Raw genomic sequence first — 19,705 nt, forward strand, 5'->3', positions numbered from 1 at the left:
GCATCGAGACTCAGAAGGGCAGGAGCCACTCGACGAATCGTGTGAGCGGCCCCTTGCTAGCGGCGTCGCGTACCTCACCCTCGTGCCGCACTTCCAGCCGCAGCTCGGCGAGCTGGTTGCTCTGGATGGTGTTCTGCTCGGTGACGTCCTCGCTCCGGCAGTTACCACTCAGGATGAACGTCTTGGTTTCCTCGTCGCCGGCAGTGAAGCGCCGGGCCTCGAGCACGAGCACGCCGTTGGGTTTTACGTCGATCACGGTGGCCGAGAGGCGATCGGTGATGCGGTCGGTGCGTTCGTACTCGCCCTCACCCTCGAACTCACGCTGTGCCGCATAGCGGAGCAATTCCAGGTCGCTCACGCTGCTGTTTTCCAGCCGCAGGTTGAGCAGCTCCTCGACGCTTAGCGTGGCTCCGATCGACGCGGTAGCGTCGGTTTCCTTCGAGGTCTCCAGCGTCTGCTCGCTGGTCTGGCTCGACGATTCGTTCACGATGATCATGATGATGTCGTGGCGCTCATACTCCCTGGGTTCGGGTGGCCTCACGGCAAAGAGCGACACCGCGTACAAAGGCTCGGCCGGATCGGCGGCGGTGGTGGGGGCCGGGTTCGGTTGACGCGAGAGCTGGGCGCTCGCGGAAGCGGCGGCCACCGCGATCAACGGAATCGTCAGCAGGATCTTCATCGGCTGGGGTCCTTCACGATGGCGACGGCCAATCCGGAGTGCTCCACCCGTGCCTGGAAGGGCACGCGGTCGCGACGGGTGGGGGCGATCATCTCGAAGGCGATGACTTCACCGGGCCGCCCATCGGTCTTGGCGCGGGCGAGGAGTGTTGTCGTGATGCTGCCCACGATCATCCGTACCTGGACCCGTTCGCCACGCTTGATGGCCACGCTCGTGTTGACGTCGTTGGCCTTGACCACCGCGCCGGCCTTCAGATCCGTCGCCGCCTCGCGGCCGATGAGGGTGACCACGCCGGCGGGCGTATCGGTCGCGTCGGTCCATTGCCGCTCGATCCGCACGTCGCCATCGGTCAGGATGCGACGCTTGCGGACATCGTGGGTGAGCACGGCTACGTCGCGGCGGATGCGGACCTCGGCCTTGGCCTCGCCCTCGGCGACCACGTTCGCGTCGGCATCATACAGCGTGATCCGCAGCGCCATGCGGTTTGAGCGCCCAGCGTCGTCGATGTGTGGGAGCAGTCGAGCCGTGGTGTGGTCCAGCAGGCCCGGTGTCGCCGATACCCAGCGGACCTCGACGTCTCGCATGGGCGCCTTGAACGCCCGGGCGATCCACTGCTCGGCGAGTTGACGTACGGTGCCGGGAGTGGCGGGGCGGTCGATGGCTGGCTGATCGGGCGACTTCTGGGCGGCCTCTGGGTCGTGCGTGACCATGCGAACGTAGCACGGGCCGCCGCGGAGTTGCAGGGCCCCCCAGAGCGGCTCGGCCGATTCGAGGTCGACGCGCACACCCTGCGCGTCGATCTTGCGCCACCCGCCGGGGCCGGCGTTCAGCGCGGTCGTGTCGATGGTCGTCTCGGCCAGGCGATTCGCCTCGGGGCCGATCAGGTCGGCGATGTCCCCAAGCGTCACGGTCTGGCCGGTCTCGATGAGCACGGTGGACCGCAGCGTGATGGTCGAAGAGCCACCGCCGGCGACGGCGCTCGTTGTCAACAGGCCGATCAGGATGGCGAACAGTGTGCGCATGGCGGGTCTCCGCACATGCAACCTCAACTGGCGTGCCAATCGCCGGCGAGGCCTATCGGCGGAGCTGCGAGATGGTCGAGAGCGCCTCGTCGGCGGCGCGGATCGACTGGCTGTTCATCTCGAAGGCCCGCTGGGTGCGGATGAGCTCGATGAGTTCCCGCGTGGGGTCGACGTTGCTCGACTCGAGCATGTTGTTGCGGATGCCGCCTCGGTTGTCCTCGAGGGGGTTGCCCTCGAGTGGCGGCCCGCTAGCGACGGTCTCGGCGAAGAGGTTCGCCCCGAGTTGCTTGAGGCCGGCCGGGTTGACAAAATTCGCAAGTTGGATCCGGCCGACCTCGTTCAAGCCTTGGGCGCCAGGCTGCCGCACCAGCACGCGACCATCGGCCGAGATCTGGATGGGCCGGATCGCGTCTGTGGGAATCTCGATTCCCGGCTCGAGCCGGCGCCCTTCGCTGTTGGCGAGCACAAGTTCGCCGTCGGCGTTGAGCGCGAAGTTCCCCGCCCGTGTGTAGGCGATGCTGCCCGGCGCGAGCGCGTCCTCGACCATCACCTGGAAGAAGCCCTCGCCCTCGATGAAGATGTCCAGGTCGTTGCCGGTCTGGATCGGCGCCCCCTGCTCGAAGGTCACCTGCGTGCCGCTGACCTTCACGCCCAGGCCCACGTAAAGGCCTGTCGGCCGCTGGTCGCCCGTGGCGGTCTCGACGCCCGGCTGCTCGCGCTCGACGTAGAGCAGATCCTGGAAGTTCGCCCGGCTGGCCTTGAAGCCCTCGGTGTTCACGTTGGCCAGGTTGTTGGCGACGACGTCGAGCTTGGTCGACAGGGCGCTGAGCCCCGACGCGGCGGATTGCAGTGCGATGGCGGCCATGGGCTGGTCTCTCCTCGGAGTTCTGCTGGGACTAGCCCACGCGTGCGAACGTGTTGATCGCCTGGTCCAGAATCTGGTCGTGATAGCCGATCATCCTGGTGTTGCTGGCCACCGACTTGCCCGCGTTCGTTACTTCCATCATCGCCTTGATGGGATCGACCGCCGAGCCCTCGACCATGCCCTGGTGGACACGAACCCCGGTCACCAGCGGCTGGGCGATCGTGGCGTTCAGGAGCTCTGGCGACGCGGCGTAGAGGCCCTCACCCTGCTTTTTGAGCTGCGACGGGTCGGCCACGCTCACCACGCCCAGCTGGCCCAGGAGGCCGCCAACCTCGTCGTACATGAAGCCGTGTGCGTCGATGGTGACCGTGCCGTCGATCGGTAGCGTGATAGGCGAGCCGCCGGGACCCAGCACGGGCAACCCGCTGGCGGCTTGCACCAGTTGTCCCAGATCATTCCGCGTGAACCGGCCGTCGCGGGTCAGCTTGGTTTCCCCGCCGTCCTCGCTTGCCACGCCCACCAGGAAGAAGCCGTCCCCCTCGATCGCGATATCCAAATCGTTGCCGGTCTGTTGCAATGCCCCTTGCTCGAAGCTCGTCCGCCGCGGCCCGGCCAGCACACCAGCGCCAAGTTGCTCAAGCACACGGTCGCTGGGCAGGAAGGGCAGGTTGTCCTCTTCACGCACCACGGCGCGGCTCTGGGCGCTCGCGCTGTCGGGCTTGAAACCCACGGTGTTCACGTTGGCCAGGTTGGCCGCCGCCACGTCGGTGCGGTACAGCGACACCATCGCCCCCGACGCCGAGATGCGCATCCCCTGCTGCATTCAGTTGAACTCCACAGGGTTCTGAACCGAGCCGCGTGCGTGAGCACGCGGACCATCTTCGCTTGCCGCTTGACCCGCCATCATCTGGATGAGCCCCAACGCCTGCCCCCCAATCTCCCCCCGCCGCATCATCTCCTCGATGCTCACCCCTGAGGCCAGCCGGCGTGCGAGTTCGCTCTGGGGTTCGGCCTCCAGGATCGTGGGGACTTGGGCGTGGCGCATGATCTGCCTCCCGGGCGGCGTATTGGCAGCCCGCGGGCGGATACACTCAACTGGCGTGCCAATGGGGCTTCCCCATACGCCCCAGCGGCACTAACGCTGGCCGCCTTAGCTCAGTTGGTAGAGCAGCGGTTTTGTAAACCGCAGGTCGTCGGTTCGAGTCCGACAGGCGGCTCCTTCCCACTCAAAGCCTGCGCCCCTGGCGCAGGCCTTGCGCGTATGCCCGAAACCCACCCCATCATCCTCTTCGACGGCACCTGCGGCCTGTGCGATCGCACCGTGCGGCTGGTGTCCCGGCTCGACCGCAAGGGTCGCTTCCGCTTCGCCCCCCTCCAGAGCGAGGCGGCGGCCTTCCTCTTCCAGCGGCATCACGTCCCCGAGTCCATCGACTCCATCGTGCTGGTCCATCAGGGCTCCGATGGCGGCCGCGCCCGCGTCCAGAGCGACGCGGCGATCGGAGTCGCCCGGCTGCTGGGCTTCCCGTGGTCGCTGGCGGTCGTGTTCCTGGCCATCCCCCGCCCCATCCGCGACGCCGCTTACCGCTTCATCGCCCGGCACCGCTACCGCGTGTTCGGCCGCGTCGACGCCTGCGGCCTGCCGACCGAGGCCCAGCGGGCCCTCGTGATCGAGACGCGCGAGGAGGCGGAGAGGATTTCCGGCAAGCCGGGGGAGAAGGATGGGGATGGGCGGTGAGCGCGTTTTGCGCGTGAGCTGGCGATGCGGCGGGCGCGCAGCGCCCGTCTGCCTGTACCGTCTGGTTAGTCAGCATCTCGGCGCAGACATCGACGTCGCCCAATGTACTCAGGGATCGAAGACCTGACCGGCACAGTGCCGGACGTCTTCGCAAGGTTGCAGCTACTGCAGAGAAGCTGGAGGTTGACGATGTCATTGCACCCGCCCTGGGCCAGGGGGATGATATGATCGATGTGGGTGTCAGCGTCGAGTTCCTGGGTCATGTCCACGTGGCAAATGGAACACTTGCCTCGCTCCCTGGCACGAAGGATTGACTTTACCCGCTCCGGCCACCTCTCTCGCGCAACCCAGCGGCTGGGTTCGCCAATATCATTGTCATCTCCGTCGAATCCGATCCGAACCACGAGCTCAGCGATGTAGGCGCAAAGCTGCCGGTCGTGCATCATTCGGTCTGAGTATTTCACTGCATACATGGTTCGCATCGCCGCGACGAGTCCGGCGTTTGCGTGGAGCATCGTGATGTAGCACTCGGAGAGCTCACATGCGCCCCTGTCGGACTCGAGATACCGGAAGTACTTGGATTCGTCGCGCTCGTATAGGACGTCAATCCGCTGCAGGAGGCGGCTCGTGGCGAGCACAGTCTCACATTGAGCATCACACTCGTGCGCTACCAGGAAGTCGGCGAAGTCGCTAAGGAACCAAGCTCGGTACTCGTCCTTGAGGTCTTCCATGCGATCTTCACTGAAGAACTCGTCGTAGAACCAAGTACCCAAATAGTACGGCAGCCCACGCTCAAGCGGCTTCCGGAGAAGCTCAACAGGCTCCACGCGCCCTCGAACATGCTGCTTGAGCCTGTCGAAGAGCGTCATGCCAGTCCAATTGGGATCGTGGAGTAAAGTGAGTCCGAACGCGTGCAATTGAAGCGCAATCGGTACGAAGATCTTCGACATTAGCTTGCCTGACCAACAGATTAGTTAAACGGAAGTCCTTGAATTCATGGCTGTGGGCCATGCTATCCGGACTTCAGCCTTAAGGGCGAATCGCTGTGCTCAACGGAAATGACGGAACCCCTCGACCCCGACGGCCTAGCCGCCGCCCACCCGACGCATCACCGCGGGCTCGTTGGGAGGGCCGCGCCACCCCCCGACGGATGGACGCCGGAGCCCTTCCTCGGCCCCCCCGGGGCGGCCCGCGTCACCGCGTGGGTTCGTGAGGATTGCCAACGCCGATCGGACGTCGGAAGACCTCGACTAGCGCCCTCCGATGGAATGGCCCGCCACGGAATGGCCCGCCGGGGGCAGGGGAGGGATTGGGAGCGGCCCGGCGGTGCGATAACCCCCGCTGCGCAAAGACCCGCCACTGAGTGGCCGCCAGCGGAGCGGGTCCGGATATGGAAACTGCTCTCACGGCCTGCCAGGGCGGTTTCGGTGCCTGGGATGGAATTTTCGTCGCGACGATTGCTCCATCCCACGCAACGATTGCTCCATCCGTCGCAACGAAAATTCCGTCCGTGGCGACGATTGCTCCATCCGTCGCAACGAAAACTCCATCCGTCGCGTGGATTGCTCCATCCCGGCCATGGATTTCTTCATCCCGCGCGTGGGATGCTCGATCCCGAGCGTCCGGGAACGCGTCGAGTAAGGGAGCGAGGGCGGGGTGAGGGTGGGCGGCCCCCGGTTCTCGGGCATCCAGTTCCCTCGCTTGCGCGAGGGGCTCGTGGGGCTCGTGTGGGGCGTGTGGGGGTGTCTTGGGGGTCGGACTTGCGAGCCCTTCGTGGCCTCCGCGTTCAAGAGTGAAGGCCAGTTGCTTACACAACCGGCTCGGTTCGGAGCCCGATGCCCATTGCCCGATGCCTCATCCCGCACGCCCTTTGCCCCCTTCCGAGCCACATTCCTGGTGTCCCTGGCCACAACCAGACGCCCGCCCCGTTCGTATACAATGCCACGGACCCCTGGTCGCCCGGGCCAAGCGCCCGTCCGGCCTCCCGGAGCAGGACCTCCCCTGCCATTGCGGCACGCGACTGAGCGCGTGCCTTCCGAAAAGGAATCCAACCATGCCCTATTACACCAAGCTCGGCAGCCTCCCCAAGAAGCGGCACACCCAGTTCCGCCGGCCCGATGGCAAGCTCTATTCCGAGGAGCTGTTTGGGACGGAAGGCTTCGTGGGGCCGACCTCGACCATGTATCACATCCACCCGCCCACCCAGGTGACCGGCTGGAAGAACCTGTACGGGACGAAACCCGAGTACGTCGAGATGGACACCATGCGCATGCGGCACCTACGCACCGGCGGGGCCTTCACCCCGCCCAAGGGCGACAGCGTCACCGGCCGCATCGTGCTGTTCGGCAACAGCGACGTCGAGATGAGCGTGTGCAACCCGGCCGAGGCGATGGGGTACCACTTCAAGAACGGGCAGGGCGACGAGTGCCTGTTCGTGCACTTCGGCAGCGGCACGGTCCGCACGTTCATGGGCACGCTCAAGTTCGGCCCCAAGGATTATATTGTGATCCCCAAGGGCATCATCTACCACATGGAATGGGACGAGCGCCCCGACGGTGGTGATGAAGAGAAGTTCGGCGGGCACGGTAAGGCCGACATGCCGTACGGAAAATTCGTGGGCTTCGAGACGGCCAACGGCAGCCACATTTTGCCACCACCAACGTACCTGTCCAAGAAGACCAGCCAGTTCCTCGAGCACGCGCCCTATTGCGAGCGCGACCTCGAGCTGCCGGTCGCCAACGACGAGCACCCGCTGTTCACCGACGAGCTGGGCGAGTACGAGGTCCGCATCAAGGCCCGCGACACCGTGCACTCGTATATCTACAGCTACCACCCGTGCGATATCGTGGGCTGGGACGGCTGCTATTACCCGTATATCTTTAATATCGGCGACTTCGCGCCCATCACCGGCACGCTGCACATGCCCCCGCCCATCCACCAGACGTTCGAGGGCCACAACTTCGTCATCTGCTCGTTCTGCCCGCGGGCGCTCGACTTCCACCCCGAAGCGATCCCCGTGCCGTACAACCACAGCAACCTCGACAGCGACGAGATCTTGTACTACGTCGAGGGCAACTACAAGGCCCGCCGCGGCATCGAGCAGGGCTCGATTACCGTCCACCCGCAGGGCATCCCGCACGGGCCGCACCCCGGCACCGTCGAGAAGAGCCTGGGCGCCAAGTGGACCGACGAACTGGCGGTGATGTGCGACACCTTCCGCCCCATGTTCCCCACCAAGGCGGCCCTGGCGATGGACGACGAGGCGTATCCAGCATCGTGGACCGACGCCCCCGCGCCCAACGCCCACGCGAACGGTACCACCAATGGTGCCACCAAGGGCGCAGCCGCGGGCGCACCGGCGAGGCTTGATCCATGATCCACCAATCCCGTTCAACGCTCACGATGCTGCTCGCGATCGGGCTGGCAACGACGGCGTTCGCACAAGCCGAACCGGCCCAACCCAGTTCGGAAGACCGCATCGCCCAGCTCGAAGCCGAACTGGCGCAGGTGCGAGCCGAGCGTAACCAGCTTCGCGTCCGCCTCGGCGAGGCCATCGAGATGCTGCGCAATCTTGGATATGCCCCGCCCGCGCCGATGCTTGCCGAGCCGAGCGATCCGATGGCCTCGCCCATCGCCGTGATGCAGACGCTGCGCCGCCGCGCTCGGCTTGAACTCGCTTCCATCCCGCGCGAGAGCGCCGCCGATCGCGCTGCGTACCGCAAGTTCGCCCAGGACTGGGTCCAGAAGATGAACGAGGCTCTCAGCGGTGAGAAGGACTGGCTCGTCCGCGTGCTGCGCGTCACGCTGCCCACCAGCAGCTCGACGGCCGCCCGGGCTACCGCCGAGTTGCAGCTCTTCGACAAGGCGACCGGTGCGCCGCTGTCGCTGCCCATCGAGGTGAGCGTGCCCGGCCGCATCGGACGCCGAATGGCCGAGGGCGGGACCGAGCAGGGCTGGATGGCCCATGTCGAGCTCGAAACGAAGGTCCGCCACAACCCTGACCGCCAGGAGCGTGGGCCCTTCGACCACCCGCCCTTCCTGGCGCCCGAGGTCGAGGCCACCGTCGATGTCGAGTGGATGCGCTTCGAGACCACCGACGTGCCCGACGGCTTCTTCCCGCCCGCGCCGGGCGAGGATCCGCTGGCCGTGCCCGATGCCGCGCCTTCGCGTGATCCCTCGCCGGCCACCGAGCCCGCTCGCCAGCCGCGCTGATCCGTGCGTGTGTTGCTCGACATCGCGGCCGTCGCGCTAGGCGGTGCGCTCGGTGCGTCGACCCGGTATGGCGTGGGGCGCGTGCTGCTTGCTTCGTTGAAGGAACACCCGCTCGCGTTGCCCACCGCGACGCTCCTGGTCAACGTCGCCGGGTGCCTGGCGATCGGTGCTGTTCTGCCCTGGCTGCTCGCGCGCGAGGCCGACGGCGCCGCCCAGCACGCACGATTACTCGTGGTGGTGGGGGTGCTCGGCGCATTGACGACGTACAGCACGTTCGGGCTCGAGACAATTACGCTCTGGCGCGAGGGCAAGGCCGGCATCGCCTTCGGTTACGTGGCCTTGCACCTGATCCTGGGCTTGGGCGCGGTGGCGATTGGCGTGTGGCTTGGGCAGAAGCTCATCGCGCCGACATGAACGAGCCGCTCGCGCGAGGGGCTCGTTGCTTACTTGGGCTTCTTGTACAAGGGGTTCGCCCGCACCTCGGCCTCGAGCTCGACCTTGCCCGTATCGATGGCCACCCTCGTGCCCTCGACGTTCGACGCCTTGTCCATAAACCCCATCGCGATCGGTACGCCCAGCGTCGGGCTCATGCACCCGCTGGTCACGATGCCGACCTCCTTGCCATCGGCCTTCACAACCATGCCCTGCCGCGGCGTGCGCTTGCCGTCGACCACGAAGGCCGCCAGCGTGCGCGGTGGCCCGCCCTCGGCCTTGGTCTTCTTGAGGGCTTCCTGCCCGATGAACGGCTCGGGCATGTCGCCCTCGTCCTTGTCGAGCTTGATGGCGAAGTCGATGCCGCACGAGAGGGCGTTGATGTCCTCGCCCAGCTCGTGCCCGTACAGCGGCATGCCCGCTTCGAGGCGCAGCGTATCGCGAGCACCCAGGCCAACCAGCTTCATGTCACTGCGTTCGGCCGATAAATCCACGTCCTTAAGCAGCAGCTTGAGGGCCATGTCGACGATGCTGGCCGGCAGGATGACCTCCACGCCGTCCTCACCCGTGTAGCCGGTGCGCGAGACCAGCAGCTTGGCGATCAGCAGGTTCTTGATCGTGAAGCGGTACCGCTTGAGCGTGGGTACCTCGCTGCTGACGCGGCCGACCAGGTCCATCACGTTGGGCCCCTGGATGGCGACCATCGCGGTCTTGGTGGTCTGATCGTCGAGCTTGACCACCAACTCCTCGGCGGCGATCACGCTCTTGAGATGCTCGACGATCTTCTCGCGGTTGCTCGCGTTGACGACCATGAGGAACTCGGTGTCGTCCATGCGATAGACCAGCACGTCGTCCTTCACGCCGCCCTGCTCGTTGCACACTAGCGCGTAGCGGCACTGGCCGGCCTGCATGTCGCTGATGCGCCGCGAGCAGACGCGCCCGAGCAGCCGCCGAGCGTGTCGGCCGGTGATCTTCAGGCGGCCCATGTGCGAGACGTCGAACAGCCCGCCGCTGGTGCGGACCTGGGTGTGCTCGTCCTGGATCGACCCATACGCGATGGGCATCTCCCAGCCGGCGTACTCGACCATCTTGCCGCCGTGTTCGTGGTGGAGCTTGTTGAGCGGGGTCTTGAGCAAGGCCGGCCTCCGAATCCAGAGATACATAAAAACACACCCATGCTGGGCATCGAAGGGCCAAGGATAGCGGCCGAGCCGGGGCCCTACAGCCCGAGCAGGGGGGAATCGGCCGGCAGGGGCCACGCCGCGTTGTCCAGCAGCCGGGTTTGTCCCAGCCGGCAGGTGATCAGGGCCCGCAGCGGCGCGGAGCCGGCCCGGGTGCGGGGATCGATTCGTTCGAGCGTGTCGGCCCGCCGCACCGTGGCGTACTCGATATCGAGGCCCGCCAGCGCACCGCGCATCGCCGCCTCGGCCTCACCAGCCGTGCCCGCTTGCGAGGCTGCCCGGAGCGCCCTCGGGATGGCGGTGGCGGCGGCTCGTTGGTCTTCGCTCAAGAACCGATTCCGGCTGCTCATCGCGAGCCCATCGGCGTCGCGCACCGTTGGCCCGGGCACGATGTCGATGCCAAGCCCCTCCTGCTGGACCAACGCCCGCGCGAGCTGGTACTGCTGCCAGTCCTTCTCGCCGAATACTGCCGCCGCCGGCTTGGTGAGCTCGAACAGCCGAACGAGCACCTTGGTGACGCCCACGAAGTGCCCCGGTCGAAATTCGTCTTCGAGCCCCTTGTCCACGGCGACATCGGGCACCCTGGGTCCTGGCGCACCAAGCCCATCGGGGTACACCATCTCGACCGAGGGCGAGACCACTGCCGAGGCCCCGGCCGCCTCGCACATCGCCGCGTCGGCGTCGAGCACCCGTGGGTAGCGGTCGAAGTCGTGCTCCTCGTCGAACTGCGTGGGGTTCACGAACACCGTCACGACGCAGCCCGCCGCCAGCCCGCGCCGGGTCGCTTCCTGGGCCGCTTGGCGGATCAACGACTCGTGCCCGGTGTGCAATGCGCCCATCGTGGGTACCAGCACCCCGCCCGGATACTCGCCAATCTCGTTCTGGTAGTCGGCAAGCTCTCCGGCCGAGCGGATGATGCGCATGGCGCAGCATTCGGGGGCCGGGGGCCAAGGTCAAGTCAGGGGCGTGGGTGGCCTAACGCTGTGCTTCCCACTGGCGGAGCTCTTCGCTCACGGGCTTGGGCATCAGTTCGACCTCGATGCTGTAGAGGGCCTCGCCGTCGTAGTCGCAACTCGTGACCCGGCCGGCCAGGATCGTGGGCTTGTCGTCGATCAGGTGGACCGCGATCATGAGAAGCTTCTTGGCGTAGCACATCCGCCGGGATCGGAAGCTCAGGGTCGATCGATTCACACCGGTCGAACGGGCCGACCACGTGGTCACGGGCCGCAGCCGCTCGTCGAGTTCGGCGACGTCCAGTTCGGCACTGAATTCATTGAACGTTGGAGCGCCATCGGTCCCACCAAGATCCTCGGCGATCGGCTCGGGGGCCTCTTTCGGCGGGGTCTCGGGCAGCGGCTCGGGGTCGGCCATGGGTGCCGGGGCCACCACGGGCTCCGATTGGGCCGGGGGGGCGGCCGTGCTGGTGATCGAGGGCCTGACCTTGGGCGGCGGCGGCACCGCGCCCCACTGGTCCCATACGCTCACGCCGGGATCGATCCACGCGAATCGATCGCCATCTTGAGCGTGTTGGCCCTGGCCATCCGGCATCACCCCAGCATCGACCACTCCGCCCGCCCGCACCAGCCCAACGGCGAGCTCTCGTGCCAACCAATCGAGTTACAGGACCCACAGTGCATCAAAGCCCCGTCCAGCCCTGGATCGACCGCCTCCGAGCCGTGCTTGGCCCCGATCCATTAGACGGCGTCGATCCCGACACGTTCGCCGACGAGAACGGCAACCGCCGAACCATCGACCGGCCCTTGCTCGCCTGGCTTCTGCACTTCACGACCGCCCCGACCAGGGACATGGGCCTCGACCTCGTGCTCTGGCACGCGTTGGCCAACGACACTTCGTTCGACGGGGCCATCATGGTGGCTGAGGGCTCCCTCCAAGATGCCGCCGCGCCGAGCCGGGGCGAGGTCGCCATCGAGGTCTGGACCGAACGCGAACTGGCCGCCATCCAGGCCCTGTGGACCATCGGCGTCCAGCGGATCGAACCCCTCCTCACACGCCGGGCCGAGGGCGCCGCCCAGTGGTGCGTGCAGGAACTCCAGCCCGACAACGCCACCGCCCACCCATGGGCCGTGAACGCCTTCGCCAGCTTGGCCGCCCAGGGCGACATCGAGGCCGACCTGTACGCCCAGACCCTTATGCACAACGCCCAAGTCGGCACAGGCCGCCCCGGGCGATTCGCGTCGGTCGTGATATTGGCATCGCTTCGATCACTCGAACTGATCTAGTGCTTCCTACGCCGGTTGCGTCCGCTTCCGCGGCGTCCGCAACCACCGCTTCACCAGCGTCGAGATTTCCTTGGGCCCCGCGGGCTCGCCCGCCCTTGGCCCCATCGCCACGCGCCGCGCGATCGCCGCTGCGCACAAACCCATGAACATGGGCTGGGGCTCGAGTGGCCTGCCCGTCAGCTCGGGGTGGAACTGCCCCGCGATGAAGTAGGGGTGCGTCGGCCCATCGTAATCCTCGTCGTGCCCGGGTTGGGGCAACTCGAGTACCTGCATGATGGGTTGTGTCGGGTGACGCCCGCTGAAGACGAGGCCCGCCTCGGTCAGCCGATCGATGTACCCAGGATCGACCTCGTAGCGGTGGCGGAACCGCTCGCGGACGCTGTGGCGTCCCGAGAACAGGAAGCTGGCCAGCGATTCGGGCGTCAGGCTCACGTCCTGGGCACCCAGCCGCATCGTGCCGCCGAGGCCCTCGATCTTCTTCTGCTCGGGAAGCTCGCTGATGACCGGGTGCGGCGAGTCGAGGTCGAACTCGGCCGAAGCCGCCCCTTCCAGCCCCAGCACATTGCGGGCGTACTCGATGACCGCCACCTGGAAGCCCAGACAGATGCCGAGATATGGCAGTCCCGTCGTGCGGCAGTGCTTGACCACTGACAGCTTGCCCTCGACCCCCCGGGCGCCAAACCCACCCGGCACGATCACCGCGTCGATGTCGCCCAGCTCGTCGGCGATGCGGGCCTCGCTCAGGTCGGTGGTGTCGAAGCGCTCGACCTCAATATTCGCGTGGAGGGTGGCCGCGCAATGCTCGATGGCCTTGTCGATCGACGCGTAGGCGTCGCCCAGGTCGGTGTACTTGCCGGCAAGCCCGATGCGGATCTTGTGTTGTGGTTCGCTGGTGAGGCCCCGGACAAACGCCCGCCAGCGTTCGCGCTCGCGGTCTTCCTGGCCCATGTCCACCCGGTCGTGCAGGTCGAGCACGCTCAGGATCTCCCGGTCCAGCCCGTCGCGCCGCATCTCTTCGGGGATGAGGTAGATGCTCTCGCGGTCGTGCATGCTGAACACGCGGCGGAGCTGCACGTTGCTGTACATGGCGATCTTCTGCATCGCCTGGCCGGTCACCGGGTTGTCGCAGCGGCAGGCGATCATGTCGGGCTGGATGCCCGCTTCCATCAATCGCTGGATGCCCAGCTGGGCCGCCTTGCTCTTCTGCTCGCCCAGCACCTTGGCCTCGATGACATAGGTGAGCGCCACGAAGCACACCGAGCGTTCGCCTTCTTCAAAGGCCAGCTCGCGCAAGGCCTCGATGTAGAAGCCGTTCTCGTAGTCGCCGACCGTGCCGCCCACCTCGACGAAAACGACGTCGGCCGGCCTTCCCGAGCCATCGCCATACATGGCCAGCTCGCGGAGCTTGCGCTTCACCTCGCCGGTGACGTGCGGGATCATCTGCACGTCGCGGCCCAGGTAATCGCCCAGCCGCTCGCGTTCGAGCACCTCGCTGAAGATCTGGCCCGAGGTGGTGAAGTTCCGGCGGCTGAGATTCTGGGCCAGCAGCCGTTCGTAGGTGCCCAGGTCCATGTCGCACTCGGTGCCGTCGTCGAGCACGAACACTTCGCCGTGGCGGTAGGGGTTCAGCGTGCCCGAATCGATGTTCAGGTAGCCCTCCATCTTGATGGGGGCGACGACGAGGCCCTTGTCCTTCAGCAATTTTGCACCGCTGGCGGCGAAGATGCCCTTGCCCAGCCCGCTCATCACCGTGCCCAGCACGGCGACGTACTTCGTGCGACCCCGGCGGTACCCAGGCGGCACTGGCGAGTAGAACTCGGTCGTCAGCGATCCCTCAGCTGCCTGCACCAGCAACTCGTCCGCGCGACGACGGCGGGCGTCCTCACCCAGCGTCCGATCGGAGGGGGCGGGTTCGCTGCCGACAGGCATGGGCCAGTCGTCTTGGGGATGGTCGTTGCCGTGCTTCGAATTTCGTTGGTCGGGCACCAGAGAGGATAGCCAACCCGATCGCGCCGGTCACGTCTTTTCGCCCCGAGTCCGGTATCGCTCGACAAAGGCCGCGTATTGCTCGGGGGTGTCGATGCCCTGGTGCCACGCCTGCCGAACGGCGACGGCGATGGGCAGCCCGTGTTCGAGCCAGCGGAGTTGCTCGAGTTGCTCACACTGTTCGAGGGGGGTGGGCGGGAGGCCGACGTAGCCCCGGAGGTCGTGATACAGGTAGGCGTAGATACCGACATGCTTGAGTCGGGGCACGGCTACGGAATGGTCGCGAAAGTGGGGCACGTCCGCCCGCGTGAAGTACAACGCCGGGGCGACGGCATGTTGTGGTTCGATGGTTCCGATGACCACCTTGACGATGTTGGGGTTGCTCGGATCGTCGCCGCGGGCGAGGGGCGAGGCAACTGTACCGACAGCCGCGTAGGTTTCGCGCCCAAGGTGTGGCGCGGTGCCAACTTCCCAGGACGCGTTGAGTTGGGCTTCGAGCGCTCGCAAGGCACCGTCGATGGTCTCAGGCTCGATCTCGGGCTCATCGCCCTGAACGTTGACGATGTCCTGGCTCTTCCTGAGCTTGAGCGTCTCGGCCGCCTCGGCCAGCCGGCTGGTTCCGTTGGGATGGTCTTCCGACGTCATGACCGCCTCGAAGCCATGAGCAACCACTGCTTCGGCGATCTCTTGACTGTCGGTTGCAACAACCACCCTCGACACGGCCTGTGCCTTGGCGGCCTGCTCGCAGACATGCACGACCATCGGCTTGCCGGTCTCGCTCGCAAGCGGCTTGCCGGGAAACCGAGTCGACTCCATCCGCGCCGGGATGATCGCGATCGCTTTGCCCCTGGCCACGCCGCTCAGCCCTGCCGCAACTCGGCCAGCAGCTTCTTGATCGCGTCACGCTTCTGGCGGATCTCCCGGAACCCGATGTCCTTGATCGCGATGCCCGAGGCGATCTTGTCGGCCTCGGTCGCGGCTTCCAGATCTCGGTGGTCGGTGGCCTTGGTCAGCAGGGCGTTCATCAGGCCGTAGTTGATTTCCATGCCCGTCGCGTCGCTGTCGCGGCCGTGGGCTTCCAGGGCCTGGCGGAAGGTCGTGACCGCCTCGTCGCCCCACTCCATGGCCAGGAACGACTGGGCCAGCATGTGCAGCGTGCGGACGCGCAGCTTGGGCTCGCCCTGGGCCTGCTGGAGGTTGGCGATGGCGTCCTCGAACTGGCCCTGGTCGAAGTACCGCCGCCCCAGCTCGAACCTCAGGGACATGTCGGTCGGGTAGGCCTCAACGCGAGCCACGTACACCTTGGTTTCGGCCTCGAGCACGGCCTTGCGTTCGAGCGCGAGCTTCTCCTGGATGGCGGTATCCTGGGGATTTTCTTTGGCCGTCTTTTCCAGGGCCGAGAGCTTGCGGCGCCAGGCCCGCATCTTGATATCGTCGGCCGCCTGGCGGAAGCGGAATTCCTTGGTGAGTTGGTAGGCCTGTTTATAGAGCTCGTAGGCTTCTTTCTCGTCCTTGGGTGTGCCGCGCTCCAGCAGCCGCTTGGCTAGTGCCGAGATGGTGGGTGGGTCCTCGGGCCGCTCTTCCATGTCGGCCCGGGCGCGTTCGATCAATCGCTCGATCGTGCCCTCGCCCTTCGAGAGCGCTTCCTCGTCCTGCAACTGCTGCTGCTTGGCCGCGTCGCGGACGTTCTTGCGGAAGCCGCCTTCTTCGCCCACGTTGTCGTAGCCGCCCTGGCTCATGGTTGCCTGGGCCGAGAAGTTCTTCACCGCGTTGGCCAGGTCGGTGTCGGCGGGGTTGAGCTGCACGGCGATGGTGCCGGCCTCAACCGCCTCGTTGTAGGCACCGACCTTCGCGAACAGCTGCATCAGCTTCTTGAAGTGGAGCGGGCTGGGCCGCTTGGCCTGCTTGGCCAGTGTCATCGAGCGCTCGAGGCACCAATAGCCCTGCTCGTCCAGGCCCGCGTTGGCAGCCGCCTCGCCCGCCCGCATCGCCGCGTCGCCGTCGCTCAGCCGCGTCGCCCAGTTCAGTAGTCCCGCGAGGAACTTGTCTACCGGCGTTTTGACCTGAAGATCGACCTTGGGCTTTTTCTTTGGGTTGGCGGCCACGAAGGCCGCCGCGGAGCGGAAGAAGTTTTCCATGGCCGAGATGTTCGAGGGATCCTGCCGCAGCCCGCTCAGCCACATGTTCATGGCGTACTCGTAGCTGGTCGTCTCGTGCGAGGTGCGGGCGTGCTCGAAGAACCGCTCGGCGGCTTCTGGGTTGAACGAGGGCCCCGGCTGGGCACCCTTGCCCGAACCCTTCGGCTCGGTCACGGCGGCTTCGGGCTCGCCCTTGCCGTTTGCTTCGGGAGAACCCGCGTCTTCCTTCTTCTTCTTGCCGCCGAAGATCGCCAAATTCCTGCTCCCGTCTGCTGCTCAAAGCCCGACCAACTGGCATGGAGCCCGATTCTAGGGCCAATGCCCGCCTGCCCCAAGCGGGCACAATATCATCCCCGCGATGCCCCAGCACGCTTCCAGCACATCCGAGCCTATCGGCTCGATCGACCCCGCCCGCCTGCACCTGCGATTCCATCCGGACGCCGCCCTGCGGGCCAAGGCCCGCCCGGTGGGCGAGGTCACCGACAACGTCCGCGAGGTCGCCCACCGGATGCTCCAGATCATGCACGAGGAAGAGGGCATCGGTCTTGCAGCCCCGCAAGTGGGCCTGCCGTGGCGGATGTTCGTGTGCATGGTGCCGGCGGATCCACACGCCGCCCCCCAGCCCGAAGGCGTGCAGGAGGACACCGCCGGCAAGCCCATCGTCTGCATCGACCCCACGCTCACGCCCGGCGGGGCCCTCGAATCGTTCGAGGAGGGCTGCCTCAGCCTGCCCGATATCCGCGGCCAGATCAACCGCCAGGTCGAGGTCTCGATGGAAGCCACCGGCCTGGATGGCAACCGATTCACGATCAATGCCGCCGGCCTGCTCGCCCGCTGCATCCAGCACGAGGTTGATCATCTCGACGGCGTCCTGATCATCGACAAGTTCGGCCAGCTCGACCGCCTGCGCACCCGATCGGCCCTGCGTCGCCTCGAACGCAAGGCCCGCTAGTTCCCAAGAAACAGGGCAGGGAGGCCCAAATTGCCCATGCGTGTGGTGTTCTTCGGCTCGGGAGCGTTCGGCGTGCCCACCTTGCGTGCGCTGGCCGAGCGGCACGAGGTCGCCGCCATCGTCACGCAGCCCGACCGTCCCGCCGGTCGAGGAAAGAAGCTGAGCCCGACGCCCATCGCCGCCGAGGCCGAAGCGCTCCTGCCGGGCGTCGAACTGTTCAAGCCCGAGAAAGTCAACACCCCGGATATCCGAGACCACATCCGCGGCATCGACGCCGAGGCCTGGGTCGTCATCGCTTTTGGCCAGAAGCTGGGGCAGAAGCTGCTCGCCGAGAAGTTCGCCATCAACCTGCACGCCTCACTCTTGCCTCGTTGGAGGGGCGCAGCGCCCATCAACGCCGCGATCCTCGCCGGCGACGAGTCCACCGGCGTCAGCGTCATCACCCTGGCCGAGGAGATGGACGCCGGCCTCGTGCTCGGTCAGGCCAGCCGCCCGCTCGACCCCAGCCTCACCATCGGCGAGCTCCACGAGGTGCTGGCCCGGGACGGCGTGCCTGTTGTTCTGGGCGTTCTCGAACGCCACGCCGCCGGCACGCTTACGCCCATCGAGCAAGATGCCGACAAGGTCACCCTCGCTCCCAAGCTCTCCAAGGCCGACGGCTGGATCGATTTCGCCGACACAGCCAGCGCCTGCCGCAACCGGGTGCACGGCCTTACCCCTTGGCCGGGTGTGAGCATCAACCTCGCGGGTACTGCGCTCAAGCTGTTGCGTGTCGCCGCCGAAACCTCGGACCACACCGCGGGCCCCGGCACGCTAATCGATCCGGCGGGATTGATCGCTTGTGGCCACGGGACCGCGCTGCGACTGATCACTATCCAGCCCGCGGGCAAGAAGCCCATGGACTTCGCCGCGTTCGCCAACGGGCGTTCGCTCACCGGCGGTGAACTCGCCACACCGGAGCGCCAGCCATGCGCACGCTCTGGGACCTGATCCCCCGCCGGAAGATCGAGCGCCCGCCGGTGCCCGCCAAGCCCGTGGCCGTTGCCGCGCCACGGGCGAAGCGTGCATCACCCGCGGCGGACCGCTACGAGGCCGTCGCGCGCCTCATGCTCGCCAGATACAACATCCGGGTACGCAAGTGGCGCAGCAGCACCAGCGGCGTCGCGTGGCAGGTCCACTACGCCGACGGGAGCGTCTCACGCCTCATCGAGTCCCCGCGCCCGCGCGGCCCGATCTCGGCTGCGGTCTTCCTGCACGAGGTCGGCCACCACGCCATTGGCCTTGGCACGTACAAGCCGCGGTGCCTCGAGGAGTATCACGCCTGGCTCTTTTCGTTGCAGCAGATGCACGCCCACGGCCTAAACATCACGCCCAAGGTTCATGAGCGCGTTGATCACGCCCTGCGCTACGCGGTCTACAAGGCCAAACGCCGGGGCATCAAGGCGCTCCCGATCGAGCTCTTGCCCTATGACGGCAAGGGCCCCATCACGCCCATCCCCTACCTCGAAGAGTGACAACCTCAAACGAGGCCCCGGCACCAGCACGGGCTCTTCAAGCCGCCTGATCGCGCCCCGGGGCCATCTTCCGCGCGGGCGGGCTGCACAACAGCGCACCCTTGCAACTCGGGCACGTGGAGTTCGACACCCCGCGGATGTCCTCGCCGCACCGCGTACATACGCCCTCCCGACAAGACCACGCCGCGTGCGAGGCCCACCGCATGAGCGAACCGGCCGCCCCAGCGTGCCACGCGATGATGGCCGCGAAGGTCGTGGTGGGGGTGTCATTGTGCGAGAGCGAAGCGCCGGCGACCAAGCCGGTCAGCACCAGCACGTGCCAGAATACCGCCGCCGATCCCGTGCCCAGGTACAGCAACGCGCTCGTCGCCACACCGCCTGCCAAAAGCACTAACGCGTACGCCACGGGCTCGACCATCGATGCGGCAACGCCCCAATCGCCCAAGCTCGGCGCGAGCGTCTCGGCCCCAAAGTCCTGAGCGATCGGCAGCCACATGCCAAAGCCGGCAACCCATGCCAGCGGCAGCAGCGCCGTCAGGCCCGCCGTCCGCCGCGCGAGCCCGAAGGCCGCCAGCGTGTACGCCATGCACAGCAGGCCCAGGGCGAACAGGCCCGCCTGGGCGTCGAAGGGCAGAACCCAGTGCGCCGTCGCGGCGGCACCGAGCACCGCAAGCAACCACACCCCAACCGCCGATCGCACGACTGTCGATTCTCCCGGCATAGGCGAACACTCCTCGGCTTGGCTATCG

Annotated in this window: 21 protein-coding genes and 1 tRNA gene; 9 read left to right on the plus strand and 13 right to left on the minus strand. The window is 66.6% G+C overall.

What is annotated here, in order from left to right; all coding sequences use genetic code 11:
* Positions 1–10 precede the first annotated feature (10 nt).
* Genes NCW75_02585 through NCW75_02605 form a run of 5 tightly spaced genes read right to left on the minus strand, consistent with a single transcriptional unit; the run spans position 11 to position 3,611 of the window.
* Complete coding sequence (locus NCW75_02585) at positions 11–679, minus strand: flagellar basal body L-ring protein FlgH (GenBank protein ID UYV13182.1); 669 nt, start codon at positions 677–679, stop codon at positions 11–13.
* Positions 676–1,701 (minus strand): flagella basal body P-ring formation protein FlgA, encoded by a 1,026-nt coding sequence (locus tag NCW75_02590; protein UYV13183.1) that lies wholly within the window; start codon positions 1,699–1,701, stop codon positions 676–678. Before NCW75_02590 ends, NCW75_02585 begins: the two co-directional genes overlap by 4 nt.
* A gap of 52 nt (positions 1,702–1,753) precedes the next feature.
* A complete protein-coding gene (gene flgG, locus NCW75_02595) occupies positions 1,754–2,566 on the minus strand; it encodes a flagellar basal-body rod protein FlgG (GenBank protein ID UYV13184.1) in 813 nt (270 codons plus the stop codon).
* A gap of 31 nt (positions 2,567–2,597) precedes the next feature.
* Positions 2,598–3,389 (minus strand): flagellar hook-basal body protein, encoded by a 792-nt coding sequence (locus tag NCW75_02600; protein UYV13185.1) that lies wholly within the window; start codon positions 3,387–3,389, stop codon positions 2,598–2,600.
* On the minus strand, positions 3,390–3,611 hold the full coding sequence (locus NCW75_02605; protein UYV13186.1) for a hypothetical protein: 222 nt from the start codon (positions 3,609–3,611) through the stop codon (positions 3,390–3,392).
* A 99-nt stretch (positions 3,612–3,710) separates the two neighbouring features.
* On the opposite strand from NCW75_02605, the gene NCW75_02610 reads away from it, so the two are divergent.
* Positions 3,711–3,783, plus strand: a tRNA-Thr gene (locus tag NCW75_02610).
* A 44-nt stretch (positions 3,784–3,827) separates the two neighbouring features.
* Complete coding sequence (locus tag NCW75_02615) at positions 3,828–4,301, plus strand: DCC1-like thiol-disulfide oxidoreductase family protein (GenBank protein UYV13187.1); 474 nt, start codon at positions 3,828–3,830, stop codon at positions 4,299–4,301.
* Positions 4,302–4,366: 65 nt separating this feature from the next.
* Here the strand turns inward: NCW75_02615 and NCW75_02620 are convergent, their stop codons facing one another.
* Positions 4,367–5,170, minus strand: a complete 804-nt coding sequence (locus NCW75_02620) for an HNH endonuclease (protein ID UYV13188.1) — start codon at positions 5,168–5,170, stop codon at positions 4,367–4,369.
* A gap of 1,184 nt (positions 5,171–6,354) precedes the next feature.
* Between NCW75_02620 and NCW75_02625 the strand changes: the two genes are divergently transcribed.
* From NCW75_02625 to crcB, 3 genes are read left to right on the plus strand one after another with little or no spacing between them, the layout of a single operon-like run.
* Positions 6,355–7,677, plus strand: coding sequence for a homogentisate 1,2-dioxygenase (locus NCW75_02625; protein ID UYV13189.1), 1,323 nt, complete (start codon positions 6,355–6,357; stop codon positions 7,675–7,677).
* A complete protein-coding gene (locus NCW75_02630) occupies positions 7,674–8,513 on the plus strand; it encodes a hypothetical protein (protein UYV13190.1) in 840 nt (279 codons plus the stop codon). Before NCW75_02625 ends, NCW75_02630 begins: the two co-directional genes overlap by 4 nt.
* Positions 8,514–8,516: 3 nt before the next feature.
* A complete protein-coding gene (gene crcB, locus NCW75_02635) occupies positions 8,517–8,927 on the plus strand; it encodes a fluoride efflux transporter CrcB (protein ID UYV13191.1) in 411 nt (136 codons plus the stop codon).
* Between the two features lie 29 nt (positions 8,928–8,956).
* Here the strand turns inward: crcB and gcvT are convergent, their stop codons facing one another.
* The 3 genes from gcvT to NCW75_02650 form a co-directional block, all read right to left on the minus strand.
* Entirely contained in the window at positions 8,957–10,081 is a 1,125-nt protein-coding gene (gcvT, locus tag NCW75_02640) for a glycine cleavage system aminomethyltransferase GcvT (GenBank protein UYV13192.1), read from the minus strand.
* An 83-nt stretch (positions 10,082–10,164) separates the two neighbouring features.
* On the minus strand, positions 10,165–11,049 hold the full coding sequence (gene panC, locus NCW75_02645) for a pantoate--beta-alanine ligase (protein ID UYV13193.1): 885 nt from the start codon (positions 11,047–11,049) through the stop codon (positions 10,165–10,167).
* Between the two features lie 52 nt (positions 11,050–11,101).
* The gene (locus NCW75_02650) at positions 11,102–11,734 is read right to left on the minus strand and encodes a hypothetical protein (GenBank protein UYV13194.1); all 633 of its coding nucleotides are present in this window, start codon (positions 11,732–11,734) and stop codon (positions 11,102–11,104) included.
* A gap of 23 nt (positions 11,735–11,757) precedes the next feature.
* On the opposite strand from NCW75_02650, the gene NCW75_02655 reads away from it, so the two are divergent.
* A complete protein-coding gene (locus NCW75_02655) occupies positions 11,758–12,366 on the plus strand; it encodes a hypothetical protein (GenBank protein UYV13195.1) in 609 nt (202 codons plus the stop codon).
* 6 nt (positions 12,367–12,372) lie between these two features.
* Here the strand turns inward: NCW75_02655 and NCW75_02660 are convergent, their stop codons facing one another.
* From NCW75_02660 to NCW75_02670, 3 genes are read right to left on the minus strand one after another with little or no spacing between them, the layout of a single operon-like run.
* Positions 12,373–14,352, minus strand: a complete 1,980-nt coding sequence (locus NCW75_02660) for a CTP synthase (protein UYV13196.1) — start codon at positions 14,350–14,352, stop codon at positions 12,373–12,375.
* A gap of 30 nt (positions 14,353–14,382) precedes the next feature.
* Positions 14,383–15,207, minus strand: coding sequence for a 3-deoxy-manno-octulosonate cytidylyltransferase (gene kdsB, locus NCW75_02665; protein UYV13197.1), 825 nt, complete (start codon positions 15,205–15,207; stop codon positions 14,383–14,385).
* A 5-nt stretch (positions 15,208–15,212) separates the two neighbouring features.
* Positions 15,213–16,745, minus strand: a complete 1,533-nt coding sequence (locus tag NCW75_02670) for a hypothetical protein (GenBank protein ID UYV13198.1) — start codon at positions 16,743–16,745, stop codon at positions 15,213–15,215.
* A gap of 103 nt (positions 16,746–16,848) precedes the next feature.
* Here NCW75_02670 and def point away from each other — a divergent pair, with 103 nt between their 5' ends.
* Genes def through NCW75_02685 form a run of 3 tightly spaced genes read left to right on the plus strand, consistent with a single transcriptional unit; the run spans position 16,849 to position 18,956 of the window.
* A complete protein-coding gene (gene def, locus NCW75_02675) occupies positions 16,849–17,442 on the plus strand; it encodes a peptide deformylase (protein ID UYV13199.1) in 594 nt (197 codons plus the stop codon).
* A gap of 36 nt (positions 17,443–17,478) precedes the next feature.
* A complete protein-coding gene (gene fmt, locus NCW75_02680; GenBank protein UYV14216.1) occupies positions 17,479–18,432 on the plus strand; it encodes a methionyl-tRNA formyltransferase in 954 nt (317 codons plus the stop codon).
* Positions 18,411–18,956 carry a hypothetical protein gene (locus tag NCW75_02685; GenBank protein ID UYV13200.1) on the plus strand — a complete coding sequence of 182 codons (546 nt, stop codon included), beginning with the start codon at positions 18,411–18,413 and terminating at the stop codon, positions 18,954–18,956. Before fmt ends, NCW75_02685 begins: the two co-directional genes overlap by 22 nt.
* A gap of 37 nt (positions 18,957–18,993) precedes the next feature.
* On the opposite strand, the gene NCW75_02690 is transcribed toward NCW75_02685, so the two are convergent.
* Entirely contained in the window at positions 18,994–19,677 is a 684-nt protein-coding gene (locus tag NCW75_02690) for a hypothetical protein (GenBank protein ID UYV13201.1), read from the minus strand.
* Between the last annotated feature and the right edge of the window lie 28 nt (positions 19,678–19,705).

Source organism: Phycisphaera sp., assembly GCA_025916675.1.
Lineage (GTDB): Bacteria > Planctomycetota > Phycisphaerae > Phycisphaerales > UBA1924 > JAHCJI01.

Coding starts and splice junctions, on each gene's coding strand:
- NCW75_02585 (UYV13182.1), bottom strand. CDS start 679: ATGAAGATCCTGCTGACGATTCCGTTGATCGCGGTGGCCGCCGCTTCC.
- NCW75_02590 (UYV13183.1), bottom strand. CDS start 1,701: ATGCGCACACTGTTCGCCATCCTGATCGGCCTGTTGACAACGAGCGCC.
- flgG (UYV13184.1), bottom strand. CDS start 2,566: ATGGCCGCCATCGCACTGCAATCCGCCGCGTCGGGGCTCAGCGCCCTG.
- NCW75_02600 (UYV13185.1), bottom strand. CDS start 3,389: ATGCAGCAGGGGATGCGCATCTCGGCGTCGGGGGCGATGGTGTCGCTG.
- NCW75_02605 (UYV13186.1), bottom strand. CDS start 3,611: ATGCGCCACGCCCAAGTCCCCACGATCCTGGAGGCCGAACCCCAGAGC.
- NCW75_02615 (UYV13187.1), top strand. CDS start 3,828: ATGCCCGAAACCCACCCCATCATCCTCTTCGACGGCACCTGCGGCCTG.
- NCW75_02620 (UYV13188.1), bottom strand. CDS start 5,170: ATGACGCTCTTCGACAGGCTCAAGCAGCATGTTCGAGGGCGCGTGGAG.
- NCW75_02625 (UYV13189.1), top strand. CDS start 6,355: ATGCCCTATTACACCAAGCTCGGCAGCCTCCCCAAGAAGCGGCACACC.
- NCW75_02630 (UYV13190.1), top strand. CDS start 7,674: ATGATCCACCAATCCCGTTCAACGCTCACGATGCTGCTCGCGATCGGG.
- panC (UYV13193.1), bottom strand. CDS start 11,049: ATGCGCATCATCCGCTCGGCCGGAGAGCTTGCCGACTACCAGAACGAG.
- def (UYV13199.1), top strand. CDS start 16,849: ATGCCCCAGCACGCTTCCAGCACATCCGAGCCTATCGGCTCGATCGAC.
- fmt (UYV14216.1), top strand. CDS start 17,479: ATGCGTGTGGTGTTCTTCGGCTCGGGAGCGTTCGGCGTGCCCACCTTG.
- NCW75_02685 (UYV13200.1), top strand. CDS start 18,411: ATGCGCACGCTCTGGGACCTGATCCCCCGCCGGAAGATCGAGCGCCCG.
- NCW75_02690 (UYV13201.1), bottom strand. CDS start 19,677: ATGCCGGGAGAATCGACAGTCGTGCGATCGGCGGTTGGGGTGTGGTTG.